The organism is Halopseudomonas sp. L-58 (assembly GCF_056859475.1).
Window position 1 is genome coordinate 214,852 of the sequence record NZ_JBSXON010000071.1, and the last position, 12,518, is coordinate 227,369.

11 protein-coding genes are annotated in these 12,518 nt (G+C 56.0%); 2 read left to right on the forward strand and 9 right to left on the reverse strand.

All coding sequences use genetic code 11. The annotated features are described in order from the left end of the window. Positions 1–8: 8 nt before the first annotated feature. Genes AC13EY_RS13750 through AC13EY_RS13775 form a run of 6 tightly spaced genes read right to left on the reverse strand, consistent with a single transcriptional unit; the run spans position 9 to position 5,949 of the window. Entirely contained in the window at positions 9–413 is a 405-nt protein-coding gene (locus AC13EY_RS13750; RefSeq protein WP_474121227.1) for a type IV pilin protein, read from the reverse strand. Beyond that, complete coding sequence (locus tag AC13EY_RS13755; protein WP_482877448.1) at positions 410–3,652, reverse strand: PilC/PilY family type IV pilus protein; 3,243 nt, start codon at positions 3,650–3,652, stop codon at positions 410–412. Before AC13EY_RS13755 ends, AC13EY_RS13750 begins: the two co-directional genes overlap by 4 nt. 15 nt (positions 3,653–3,667) lie before the next feature. Further along, positions 3,668–4,189 (reverse strand): pilus assembly PilX family protein, encoded by a 522-nt coding sequence (locus tag AC13EY_RS13760; RefSeq protein ID WP_474121225.1) that lies wholly within the window; start codon positions 4,187–4,189, stop codon positions 3,668–3,670. A 1-nt stretch (position 4,190) separates the two neighbouring features. Beyond that, positions 4,191–4,985 (reverse strand): PilW family protein, encoded by a 795-nt coding sequence (locus tag AC13EY_RS13765; protein WP_474121224.1) that lies wholly within the window; start codon positions 4,983–4,985, stop codon positions 4,191–4,193. Beyond that, on the reverse strand, positions 4,982–5,488 hold the full coding sequence (gene pilV, locus AC13EY_RS13770; RefSeq protein WP_228245795.1) for a type IV pilus modification protein PilV: 507 nt from the start codon (positions 5,486–5,488) through the stop codon (positions 4,982–4,984). Before pilV ends, AC13EY_RS13765 begins: the two co-directional genes overlap by 4 nt. Further along, positions 5,485–5,949, reverse strand: a complete 465-nt coding sequence (locus AC13EY_RS13775; RefSeq protein ID WP_474121222.1) for a GspH/FimT family pseudopilin — start codon at positions 5,947–5,949, stop codon at positions 5,485–5,487. The genes pilV and AC13EY_RS13775 overlap by 4 nt, the downstream gene beginning before the upstream one ends. A 96-nt stretch (positions 5,950–6,045) precedes the next feature. Between AC13EY_RS13775 and AC13EY_RS13780 the strand changes: the two genes are divergently transcribed. Then, on the forward strand, positions 6,046–6,609 hold the full coding sequence (locus tag AC13EY_RS13780) for a GspH/FimT family pseudopilin (RefSeq protein ID WP_474121221.1): 564 nt from the start codon (positions 6,046–6,048) through the stop codon (positions 6,607–6,609). Position 6,610: 1 nt separating this feature from the next. On the opposite strand, the gene argJ is transcribed toward AC13EY_RS13780, so the two are convergent. From argJ to AC13EY_RS13795, 3 genes are all read right to left on the reverse strand, one after another. Then, complete coding sequence (gene argJ, locus AC13EY_RS13785) at positions 6,611–7,828, reverse strand: bifunctional glutamate N-acetyltransferase/amino-acid acetyltransferase ArgJ (RefSeq protein ID WP_482877452.1); 1,218 nt, start codon at positions 7,826–7,828, stop codon at positions 6,611–6,613. Between the two features lie 226 nt (positions 7,829–8,054). After that, positions 8,055–10,796: a preprotein translocase subunit SecA gene (gene secA / locus AC13EY_RS13790; RefSeq protein WP_482877454.1), complete on the reverse strand. Its 2,742-nt coding sequence runs from the start codon at positions 10,794–10,796 to the stop codon at positions 8,055–8,057. 169 nt (positions 10,797–10,965) lie between these two features. After that, on the reverse strand, positions 10,966–11,931 hold the full coding sequence (locus tag AC13EY_RS13795) for a M23 family metallopeptidase (RefSeq protein ID WP_088274841.1): 966 nt from the start codon (positions 11,929–11,931) through the stop codon (positions 10,966–10,968). Between the two features lie 75 nt (positions 11,932–12,006). On the opposite strand from AC13EY_RS13795, the gene AC13EY_RS13800 reads away from it, so the two are divergent. Continuing rightward, a complete protein-coding gene (locus AC13EY_RS13800; protein ID WP_088274839.1) occupies positions 12,007–12,468 on the forward strand; it encodes a DUF721 domain-containing protein in 462 nt (153 codons plus the stop codon). Positions 12,469–12,518 lie beyond the last annotated feature (50 nt).

Consider the following 12,518-nt stretch of genomic DNA (forward strand, 5'->3'; position numbering starts at 1 on the left):
AGCGCACCTCAATCATCCCATTGAGCGCCACCGTTGAGCGTTTCAAACTTAAGCGTCTGCTCACCCACCATAACCCCTTTCGGCGTGGCGGTTATGGTGAAGGCGTGAGGGCTCACACGATTGTATACCGGCGTATAATAACCGCCGTCATACAACCCGCCGGGCGCCATCGTTTTTGCGGTGGACTCGTCAGCCGGGTATGCAAAATTCTTCGACCTGAACGCTTCAAGCGAACTGGCGTACTCCATTATCAACCCCTTTGCCTCAGCCTCCCGAGTGCTGCGAACGTACTCCTGATACGAGGGGTAGGCGACCGCAGCAAGAATGCCCACGATCACCACCACAATCATCAACTCGATCAGTGTGAACCCGGCACTGCGGGCAAACCCTTTCACACTAAGCTTCGCATTCACAGTCCGTCGTCCCCCTCTTCCTCGTCCACGGGCAACTTGATGGCCCCGGCATCATCCGGTGAAAGCTGCATCCAGCGTCCATGACGCAGATCACGGAAGGTGCCACCACCGCCACCACCGCCGCCAACTGGGCCACCATTACCCTCCGGCTTGACCACCTCAGTACCGATTACGATAGCTGTGTCGCCGTTTTCACCAAACAACACAGTCACACCCGGTGGCAAACCAGGCTGCACCAGAGAGTATCGTTCGCCTTCACCGGTTTTCAGGTTTACACGATGCAGGTATGACTGCCCGTAGTTCACCGAGCATGGATCACGCTGATCATCCGAAGGTGTACTCGGCGAGTAGGTGGTAAAAAGTATCTCGTAGTTGAGAACAGCCGGAGATGACAACGACTTCTCGCCTTCCTCTTTATCCAATTTCAAATACCAACCGCGCTTTGTGGTGTCTACCGTCGCGCCAGTTGTCACGTCAGAAAAATCAGACACAGTAGCAGCCGGCTTGGCGCCTCCCCCGAACGGCTGACGATCACGCAAGACAAACAAAGCGTCCTGCGTCTCGACATCCAACGGATGGGCGCGATAACCCGATGCCAATGACACAAAGTAGCTGGAATAAGCGCCATCACGAACATATGACACTGTGGGCTGCTCGTAGAACCGACGATGATTTTCTCCAGAGCCGCCCAAGCTTGCGAGCAAGGTAACGCTGTGCGCCTTGGCTTCAGACTCGTCAATATCCGCACGGAACAGATGACCGCCCAAGTCCGCGAAATACAGGTGATCAGCAACAGCATCAGAGTCAGAATCTACAACCGCAATGCTCCCCGGTATTGAGTGCGTCATACTCGATACAGCCGTGACAACGTTTGCGGTTCGACTCCCTGCCGACCATACAAGCTCACCCGTTTCAGCATGGACAACGTAAATCGCATTGCCTTTTGCATCGGTGCTGCGTCTGGATTGATGATCATCGTGATCCGCAGGGCTGTAGCCCCCGCCGAAGATCACAACCGGAATACTGCCACCATCACCATCCGGGAAACGGGACACTTTCGGTGTTGACCATGTCTGCCCCAAATCAACGAAGTCACCGGCACCGCCAGTAATTTGCCACGCAAGCTCAGGCGAAGTTACATCAGTTACGTTCAATGCGAAGTAACTATTGCCACCGCGACGCATGCCGCCATAAATCATGACTTTGGAAGGCGCATCTTCCAACGTAGCCCCCGACTGCCGCCATGCAGTCCAGGTCCCGTCCAGCCCATAGGTTTGGCGCTTATTGCCCCCTGCCAGAGACGGCCTATCAACCGTATACCTGGATGCCTTCGAGATGAACTCATAGGGCATAAAGGCAAATTTCTCATCGCCGTTACTGGTATCTATTGCGTGCAACATACCCGCATTGGTAGACACAAACACGATGTTGTCTTCAACGAATTCATCACCAACGTAAGTGCCACCATAATTGACCATAATCGGACGGCTATGCAGCGGATCACCCCACATATTCAGCAGTTCACGTTCCACGTTACCGCGAATAGCATCCGTTGCATTGTCAGGCAAAAACAACTCTGCGTTGGTGAAATCATCCAAATCAAATCGTTGTAGGTCAGCACCCAGCGAAGGTGAGTAAAACAGTCTACGCGCCGTCGTATCCAGGCGATCACGAGCGCCGCCCAGCATCACATCCGATCCATCAGCAGTGCGGCTCCACCAGCTACGCGCGGTGCTGGCAAAAGACGTCCCGGCCATCGCGTCATTCCCGGCTGCGTCATAAAAAGCAGCTTCACCATCTTCTACTTCAACCCGATAACGCTTGAGGTTTCCGTTCCAGAAACTGCTTTGCATTGGCTTGAACAGGGAAAAGTACATCTCATCCAGGTGCTGAAAACGCTGGCTCTGGCTGACTGCAACACCGGGAGAGACCATGGTATTGGCTTCATCGGCGATCAGGTCGAGCGTGGACTGAAACGCCAGAAGCAAACTTTCTGCGTTATCGGAGTTATAAGTACTACCTCCACCGGCAGCGGACACGCTTTGCATATTAGCCAGCGTATCAGACCCCATATACAGTCCGATATTGTGTGTCTTGATCTCGCGTCCTACCGAATTATTCTCACGATTCAAATGACGGGCGATGCGCACTTGACAGTCGTAAGACCCATTCCTGCATGAAACAAGATCAACACTACCCGGACTATCACCAGAAGGCGCGCCGTCGGTAAACAAAATAATATGATTCGACTCGCATTGGTTCGCCTCAACAATGGGAGACTGATAATTCTGCCCATTAGTAATCTGAACATATTCAGCACAGTCACCTGTGGGCACCATCTCGCAGTAAGTAACCTCGCTTAAAACCTCGCTTTCGGTGTAGACGACTTCTCGCTGCTGATAAAGACCTTTCCGGTACGCGCGATAAAAAAAGCCGCTAAAGTATTCACATACAGCCGCATCGGAAGGACAGTCTGGGCGAGACCGCCACCAATCATACTCAATACGGTCACTCCAGCTAATCTGACACAAGTCACCAACAGTGCAGCTTTGGTTAGCAGGCAGAGTTCTCCAACCACCATAAGAGGCGGAGCATGTTGGCTCGCTTACATCACAAAAGTCTACTGGCTGACCGTCAGTGTACTGGTACTCAGTAGTACACTGCTCTTCATATTCATCTTTAATGCAATAACGGCCGCCACTAGTTCCGTAATTTTCATTCCGACTACCACCCAGCATATACTGGGCCATTTCTTCATACGCCTGAGATGTGGGAGTTCCACCGCTCGGCATGCCGCCATCTGGATAACGAACATTTCGACTGGGGTTAATCGAGTTCAATGCAGAGTCAAAATATGGACGAGTTTTTTCAGTGACAGGCATTACCGGCAACATGATATAGCCACCATCACTATCGTTATTAAAACGACCAAGACCGATTCTTACATTCTCATCCGCGTCATCAAGAATCGTCTCCACTGCATCGTGCAACAGGTTGATTCTTCGCTCACGCCAATCACTGTTGGTACACCAGTTGGACCCAGATCCAGTCTCACAATTACGCATGGAGCCTGAGGTATCCAGCATAATCATGACGTTGGCAATATTCTTGTTCACCGAGTCGTCAGACAACACCTCAGAATAGTAAACCTCAATATCCTCAGCCCACAGCTTGGCAGGGCAGAGCACCGCCAGTGCAGCAAAAAAAGCAACAGGCGTATAACGATTGACCAGTTTCATGTTGCCTCCCAAGCGCTAGTACTGAATACAGTCGAGGCCTACTTTCAAGGCCTCCTGCAGATGATTATTTTCTATCTCGTACGACTGCATATTGCTTTGACCAAGCACATCGATCACATAATCGCGATAGAGTTCTACATCACTACCCGAGACCATCCGGCAGTTGTTTTTCAAATGCACGATATAAGTACCAGCTTGCAAAAGCTCTCGGGAGTCCATGCGATCAGACTCGCCGCAGGCTCCGTCCTTCAGAGACCCATCCGGCAGCAAGCAATTCTGCAAAGACGCTCCATTCAGCACTGCCTTTGAAAGCTCGGCTTCGGTAAACCCACGCAACTGCCTCAAGCTTCTGGCAACAGCAGATTCGGCTGCATCAAACGTCATGGTATCGGCCTGAATACCGGTAGCGACCTTTGATGAAAAAATGCTGGTACGCATCGCCGAAATACCCAGTACCGAGACCATCAGGAGAATAATCAGCGCAACGATCAAGGCAGACCCTTGCTGGCTCCCGTGCCCTCTATTCGTCAGGCGCATATCAAATCCCATCCCAGTAAACATTACGGACCTGCGCTGTTGTGGAAAAAACACGATGCAGGCCACGATCTTCCAGAGTCTCGACCTCCTGATCCAGCACAAAAAATGTCTGCACTCCCTCAGGAACCGGCAGCCGGTTATCACTACTACGCAGAAGAATGGCCAGTCTGATCGCCACAATCGCATCACTCGCTGCCAAATCGGTCGCTGTTACATACTTGGTGGCACCGATGGCGTTATCGATATTGGTATCCACGCCATAAAGAACCTGGAAGCTCTCCACACCAGAGATCAGGTCGACAGCACCAGGAGATAGCGCCTGATATGCACCAGAGGCCAGTCGACGCAGGCTGGAACAGCGCAATACCTCATTAACGACGTAATATCGATTAACGACGATCTCCCCTTCGGGATTGGCTCCACCGCTGGTCAGGTCCGCGCCCTGGCAAGCACCCTGTGCCAGATAACTAACTACCAGCTCGTCATTGCCGCCATCCCCTCCGTCTGAAGACTCGAAGGCCACAGAATTCCCCTCCGAGTCTTCTATATCGAGTTGAAGGACCACTGGCTGCACAAACCCTTCGATCTGACTTCCCCGCCCGGCATTGCGAACGTCCGAAGCGATATAGCGCAGCACCATCTGACCGTCTTCGTTAACCGACGTGACTGCATCCTGCAGGGAGAACACCCGCTGATTAGTCATCAATAGCTGGATTGCCGCGAGGCTCAACAACAAGCCAAGCAGCAAGGCGATCATAAGCTCTATAAGGGTAAAGCCCCGTTCGGCGTATTTCATCGACTGAACTCCAAAACCAGGCAGTTGGCATCTTCAGACAGGTTTATCCCATCGTCATTCATGCAATCGTCAATTCCATTTCCGCCTGCCGCGCGCCCTCCCCAATTAACCACAACACAGGTCAGACCGTTAAACTCGCAGTCATCTATTTTTATCTGCCCGTTAGGCAAACCTCTACTCGCAGCCCAGGCAAGCTGGGAAAGATCCAGCGCACTGATATCGCAATCGTTGGAGCAGGTTTGGTCAGGAACGTCTTCGGGGGTTTCAACAGGATCATCACTGAGGTAATCCGCGAGCTCGGAAGGGTTTGCCTGAATGCGCTCTACCGCATCCTGTGCGATCAGCATGGCAGTGCTTCGATAGTTCGCGTCTTCGGACTTCTGCATGGCTACCATCTGCACCCCTGCAAAACCCAGAGCACCAACAGCCAACACCAACAAGGCGATGAGCACCTCCAGCATACCCACGCCACGCTGCAAACCGATTTTTCGCAAGTCCATCATGAGCCGCACCCTCCAGCTATCTGGTCTACCGTCACGCGGCCCAGAAAGGACAGGGTGATTCTCCGGCCTGCGATACTGGTATCTTCGTGGCAAATGGTAATACTGCTGCCTGCAACGGTAAGCCCACCTTCTGGCCGGAATACGATTGACGCTATATCGCTGCTGATGCGTACCTTGGCAGAGGGTTCGTAGGTTTCATCGCTTTCTACCGAGGATTGGTGCACCACAGACCAACCATTGTCCCAGTCTCCCCCTTGGGGAGTTATGGTTACCCGCGTACGGGAGCTCATCGATTGAGCGCGAGCAGCGTTCAAAGCCGACACCAGATCGCTAGTGGTGGACCTGACAGTGTTTGTAGCAATAGCCCGCTGAAAAGATGGAACTGCAAGGCCGAGAATGACCGCAGCCACGACCAAGGTCACCATCAACTCAATCAAGGTGAAACCCTTCACACATTTCATCCAAAGAACCCTCCTAGTACGACCTGCACTATAAAAAGGGCGAAGGTCAACGTCGCGACCCGGACGATGGCCGGTCAAATAACCGGGATGACAGGTATGGAAACCAATACAAAAGTAACCCGCGGCGCCAGACGGAGGCGCAACAGCGGCCTGAGTCTGATCGAGCTGCTGGTCGCAATCGCACTCCTCGGCCTGTTTATAAGCCTGGGCACGCCATCACTTGGCCGGCTGATTGAGCAACGTCGGCTCGATGGCGCGGCCGACCGGCTGACCACCAGTATTCGTCTGGCACGTGAGGCGGCGATCTCGGGCAATGTGGCGGTGGTGATGGCGCCGACGGACGGCGACTGGAACGCCGGCTGGCGGGTATACGTAGATGAGAACCGCAACGGTCTGCCTGATACCGAAGAACAGCTTCTGCAGGAGGATCATGCCGCCGGTCTGGCGGAGATCAGTGCTACCGGAGAGCTGGCCCGTTACCTGCGCTACAACCCGCTGGGAGAATCGGAACGGCTGGATGGCGGTTTTCTTGCCGGCACGCTGCACCTGTGCCCGGCAGATCTGACCCGACCCGGTCGACGACTGGTCATCAACCGGGTAGGCAGATTACGCAGCGAGTCGGCGTACCTGACAGCCGACACCTGCGCGGGAGACGATTAGCTCAGGTGCGGTACTCGGCGTTGATCCGCACGTATTCGTGGGACAGATCCGTGGTCCAAAGCGTCTCGCTGACGTCTCCACGACCGAGCTCGATACGTATGGTGATTTCTTCCTGCGCCATGACGCGGGCACCTTGCTCTTCAACGTACTCTGGCGCGCGGCCACCCTGACGGGTAATGCAGACATCATCCAGGTAGACGTCTATTTTCTCGACATCCAGTTCCGGTACGCCGGCATAGCCTACAGCCGCCAGAATACGCCCCCAGTTCGGGTCAGAGGCAAACAGCGCAGTCTTGATCAAGGGCGAGTGGGCGACAGCGTAGGCGACATCCAGGCACTCGTTGCGATTGCCGCCGCCGTTGACCTGAACAGTGACAAACTTGGTTGCGCCCTCACCATCACGAACGATGGCCTGGGCCAGCACCAGCAGCACGTCCTTGATCGCTGCGGCCAGCTCGGCGTAACCCGCCGCCTCAGTGCTGTCGATCGGCGCAATGGCGGCCTTGCCGGTCGCAATCAGCATGCAGGAGTCGTTGGTGCTGGTGTCGCCGTCAATGGTGATACGGTTGAACGACAGATCTGCGGCTTCACGCAGCAGCTCCTGCAGTACCGGCTGGGCAACCGGCGCATCGGTAGCAACATACCCCAGCATGGTAGCCATGTTTGGACGAATCATCCCGGCGCCTTTGGAGATACCGGTGATGGTCACGGTCTGACCGCCGATCTGAATCTGCCGGCTGCAACCTTTTGGCTGGGTATCGGTTGTCATGATGCCTTCGGCAGCGACCGCCCAGTTATCTTCGGACAGGTTTTCGAGGGCTGCCGGCAGCACAGGAATAATTTTGTCGGCGGGCAGCAGCTCGCCAATCACGCCGGTGCTGAACGGCAAAACCTGCTCGGGCGAAACGCCAGCCAGACCGGCCAGTGCCTCACAGGTGCGCTCGGCTGCCGCCATGCCGGGCTTGCCGGTTCCGGCATTGGCGTTGCCGGTGTTGACCAGCAGATACCGCGGAGCATTGCCCATGCGCTGACGGCAGAGGGTGACCGGTGCGGCGCAAAATGCGTTGAGCGTGAACACGCCGGCAATCGCAGAGCCTTCTGCCGCCTCCATGACGACCACGTCCTTGCGACCGGCCCGCTTGATGCCCGCAGAAGCAATACCAAGACGAAAACCGGGAACAGGGTACAGCACAGGCAACGGGCCAAGACCGACAGGCATGATCAACAACTCCAGAAAAGAGATAAATAGAAGCTGCAAGCTGCAAGCTGCAAGGCGGATGGCCGCCCCCTACAAGCTGCAAGCAATGGTAGGCCGGGCGGCGCGGCCGTCAAGCACTCTTGCAAACTCTGCCGCTATTAATTGGCTCAAACACCGCGCGGTTCGATAACGCGCGGGTTTTGCTTGTAGCTTGCCGCTTAAGGCTTGAAGCTGCTGAGCCAAAGGCTCAGCTAATTTGTCCGTGGCAATGTTTGTACTTCTTGCCGGAGCCACATGGGCAGGCATCGTTGCGGCCTACCTTGGGGCCTTCACGGGTAACGGGCGCGGCGGTACCTGCCTGCTCCGGTTCACCAGTCTGATCCCCGGCAGCATCGGCAACGGCGTTCACTTCCTCGTGCTTGAACTGCATGCGACGCTGGAGTTCTTCAGCCTGACGGCGCAGCCGCGCCTCTTCCTCGGCCGGGTCTTCGCGACGAACCTGGACGTGACTGAGGACGCGGATAGTGTCGCGCTTGAGCGTTTCCAGCATTTCCTGGAACAGATTGAAGGCTTCGCGCTTGTACTCCTGCCTGGGGTTCTTCTGCGCATAGCCACGCAGGTGAATACCCTGACGCAGGTGATCCATGGTTGCCAGGTGTTCTTTCCACAGGTCGTCCAGTACGCGCAGCAGCATCTGCTTCTCGAAGGTACGCAGCGCTTCGGCACCAGCCAGTTCTTCCTTCTCGCGGTAAGCGGCAACCAGCGCTTCCAGTACCCGCTCGGCAACACCCTGCTCGCTCAGGCGCTCATCCTCATCCAGCCACTGCTGAATAGTCAGGTGCAGCCCCAGATCGGAAGCGATACTCTGCTCCAGCCCCGCAACATCCCACTGTTCCGGCAGGGTGCCGGGCGGCATGTGTGCACTGACCAGATCATTGACCACATCCTGGCGAATCGCGTTGATAGTCTCTTCGACACTTTCGCTGGCCAGAATGGAGTTACGCTGACCGTAAATCACCTTGCGCTGCTCATTGGCAACGTCGTCGTACTCAAGCAGCTGTTTGCGAATGTCGAAGTTGCGGCCTTCGACCTTGCGCTGCGCCTTTTCGATGGCATTGGTAACCATGCGATGCTCGATCGCCTCGCCCTTCTCCATCCCAAGTGCTTTCATAAAGTTCTTCACCCGGTCAGAGGCGAAGATGCGCATCAGGTTATCTTCCAGTGAGAGGTAGAAACGGCTCGACCCCGGGTCACCCTGACGGCCCGCACGACCACGCAGCTGGTTATCGATACGGCGTGACTCGTGACGCTCACAGGCAATAATGTGCAGACCGCCGGCCTCAAGTACCTGCTGGTGACGCAGCTGCCACTCGTCCTTGATCTGGGCGATCTGCTGCTCGGTCGGATTCTCCAGTGCAGCCACTTCCGCTTCCCAGTTGCCACCCAGGATGATGTCGGTACCCCGACCAGCCATATTGGTAGCAATGGTCACGGCACCGGGACGGCCAGCCTGAGCAACGATTTCCGCTTCCTTCTCGTGGAACTTGGCGTTCAGAACCTTGTGCGGCACCTTCTCGCGGGTCAGCAGGTTGGCTACGACCTCGGACGACTCAATGGATGCCGTACCCACCAGCACCGGGCGACCTTGCTCCATGCAGTGCTTGATGTCGGTAACGATGGCGGCAAACTTTTCCTCGATGCTGAGATAGACGAGATCGTTGTAGTCCTTGCGCACCATCGGCTTGTTGGTCGGGATAACAAGCACGTCGAGACCATAGATCTGACGAAATTCGAACGCTTCGGTGTCAGCGGTACCGGTCATACCAGACAGCTTGGGATACAGCCGGAAGTAGTTCTGGAAGGTAGTGGAAGCCAGAGTCTGGCTTTCGGCCTGGATCTGCAGCCCTTCCTTTGCTTCGATAGCCTGGTGCAGACCCTCGGACAGACGGCGGCCGGGCATGGTGCGGCCGGTGTGTTCATCAACCAGCAGAACCTGATTGTTCTGCACGATGTACTCAACGTTGCGATGGAACAGGGTATGCGCACGCAGGCCCGAATGAACGTGATGCAGCAGGCCGAGGTTCTGGGCCGCATACAGACTGTCACCCTCGTTGAGCATGCCTTCACGTGCCAGCAGCTCCTCAACAAACTGGTGACCTTCTTCTGTCAGTTCAACCTGACGAGCCTTTTCATCAATCAGGTAGTGACCTTCAACGCCCTCTTCCCCTTCCTCCGGCAACTTGCCGCGCTTGAGCAGGGGAATCAGTTTATTGATGGTGGCATACATGCGCGAGCTGTCTTCGGCCGGGCCGGAAATGATCAGCGGCGTGCGCGCCTCGTCGATCAGGATGGAGTCGACCTCGTCCACCACTGCGAAGAACGGCTCACGCTGGAATTTGTCTTCCAGCCGGAACGCCATGTTGTCGCGCAGGTAATCGAAGCCCAGCTCGTTGTTGGTGCTGTAGGTAATATCACAGCGATAGGCAGCGCGCTTGTGCTCCGGGTCCTGCATCGGTACGACCACGCCCACGGTCATGCCCAGGAACTCGTACAAAGGACGCATGGTGTTGGCGTCACGGTTGGCCAGGTAATCGTTCACCGTCACTACATGAACGCCCTTGCCGGCCAGCGCATTGAGATAAACCGGCAAGGTGGCAACAAGGGTCTTGCCCTCACCGGTTTTCATCTCGGCAATCTTGCCTTCGTGCAGTGCCATACCACCGATCAGCTGGACATCAAAGTGGCGCATGCCCATCACACGTTTACCAGCCTCACGCACGACGGCGAAGGCTTCCGGCAACAGCGCATCCAGCGTCTCGCCAGCGGCCAGGCGCTGCTTGAACTCGTCTGTTTTCGCCTTCAGCTGTTCATCACTCAGTGCATTCAAGCTTTCTTCGAGGGCGTTGATCGCAGCGACAACCTTACCCATTCGCTTCAATTCACGGTCGTTCTTGCTTCCAAACAGCTTTTTCATTAACGGCGCAAACATAATCGACTTAGATATCCATGTGATGAGTGGCGTGTCCAGTCCCATGCTGCCGGACCAGCCCGAAAACGGCATTCTACTCTGATTTCTGCCGCACATTAAACCGCGCGGCGGAGGCGGCCGCCAGTCGAAAATGCCTTCGACAGGCAACCTATAAGAGGGTCAGGGGAGGTTATTTCAACGCCAGGAAGCGGGCAGGATTGACCGCCATGCCGTTGCGATAGACTTCGAGATGAAGATGCGGACCGGTAGACCTGCCAGTGGTACCCACCCCGGCGATCTCCTGCCCCTTCTGTACCAGATCACCCTTGCTGACCTTCAGCACAGAGGCATGCGCGTAGCGGCTCTTCAAACCGCCGCCATGATTGATTTCGACCATATTGCCGTAAGCGCCATTACGCCCGGCAAAGGTCACAACACCGGCGCCCAGCGCATGAATCGGCGTCCCGCGCGGCGCTGCAAAGTCGAGTCCGTTATGCATTGAAAGGCGCCCGGTAATCGGATCGGTACGCCGCCCGAAGGTCGATGATACATGACCAACGCTGACCGGAACGAAATCGAGGATGGCATCCACATCGGTCTGCCGGCTGACCATCAGGTCTTCCAGCAGCTGCAACTGCTGGGTCCTGTCGTCAACCCGGGCCGACAACTGCTCGATCAGCCCCTGCAGATCGGATGGCGCCTCGAAGGAGAGATCGTCATCGCGCAGTTCCGGACCACCCATACCGGTCCCCGGATCCAGACCGATGCCGAATTCGAACTCGGATTCCGAACCAAAATCGAACTCGCCATCATTGAAATCAGCCAACTCGGTCAGTCGCTCACCCAGCGCATCCAGACGGGTCAGGCGCATTTGCAGACGGGCAAGCTGCTGACTCATGCGTTCGATCTGCGCCTGAGTGCCGTCATCTTCGACCAGCGGGTCTGTGTCATAGTCCTGCAGAACCTGCTGCCACTGCGGAATCTGGTTTTCAGCAGCAGCCAACTCAGGCGATCCACCCGCCATCAACTGCCAGGTTATCAGCGACGCAACCAGTGGCAACGCCAGCAACAGGGACACGCCAGCAAACACCCAGGGCGCTCCCAGGGTCAGCGTGCGCGATGCGCCATTGCGCCCGGTAAGAATAATGATGTTCAAATAACTACCCCAAACATTCCTGACGGCGGTTCTGATAGGATGACCGCTCCATCACTCCTGACTGATAGCGACCCCATGGCATTCCATCCTCTGGACGCACGTCGACCAACCGACCTGTTAAGAACCAGCAGCACGCTCCGCGCGCTGCTGGAGAAGTCCCGTCAACTCGAACGCCTGCAAGCCCTATTTCAGTCGCGCCTCGAACCCGCCGCTCGCGAACAGTGCCGCGTTGCCTCGTTCGAGACCGGCGTGCTGAAGCTGGTAGTGACCAGCAGTCAATGGGCTACGCGGATGCGCTATCAGCAAAAAAGGCTGATCAGGGACCTGCAGACTTTCAACGAATTCGCCACCTTAACGAAAATTCATTGCAAGGTACAACCACCTCTGGTCAAGAAATCACCACCTGTTCGCACTATCAGGCGCTCAAAGGTAGCCAGTCACAGCCTGCAAGAGACTGCCGAGCATGTCTGCGACCCGGCACTCAAAGCGGCGCTCAATCGCCTGGCGCGGCACCACGGCGAATCGGAAAGCCACTGATTGGGCGCGCAGGGACAGGCTCGAGGCCCAAGCTGCAAGCTGCAAGCTGC

What these genes read in the sequence shown, in the direction of transcription:
- AC13EY_RS13755 (WP_482877448.1), bottom strand. Translation starts at nt 3,652, where the DNA reads ATGAAACTGGTCAATCGTTATACGCCTGTTGCTTTTTTTGCTGCACTG.
- AC13EY_RS13760 (WP_474121225.1), bottom strand. Translation starts at nt 4,189, where the DNA reads ATGCGCCTGACGAATAGAGGGCACGGGAGCCAGCAAGGGTCTGCCTTG.
- AC13EY_RS13765 (WP_474121224.1), bottom strand. Translation starts at nt 4,985, where the DNA reads ATGAAATACGCCGAACGGGGCTTTACCCTTATAGAGCTTATGATCGCC.
- pilV (WP_228245795.1), bottom strand. Translation starts at nt 5,488, where the DNA reads ATGATGGACTTGCGAAAAATCGGTTTGCAGCGTGGCGTGGGTATGCTG.
- AC13EY_RS13775 (WP_474121222.1), bottom strand. Translation starts at nt 5,949, where the DNA reads ATGAAATGTGTGAAGGGTTTCACCTTGATTGAGTTGATGGTGACCTTG.
- AC13EY_RS13780 (WP_474121221.1), top strand. Translation starts at nt 6,046, where the DNA reads ATGGAAACCAATACAAAAGTAACCCGCGGCGCCAGACGGAGGCGCAAC.
- argJ (WP_482877452.1), bottom strand. Translation starts at nt 7,828, where the DNA reads ATGCCTGTCGGTCTTGGCCCGTTGCCTGTGCTGTACCCTGTTCCCGGT.
- secA (WP_482877454.1), bottom strand. Translation starts at nt 10,796, where the DNA reads ATGTTTGCGCCGTTAATGAAAAAGCTGTTTGGAAGCAAGAACGACCGT.
- AC13EY_RS13800 (WP_088274839.1), top strand. Translation starts at nt 12,007, where the DNA reads ATGGCATTCCATCCTCTGGACGCACGTCGACCAACCGACCTGTTAAGA.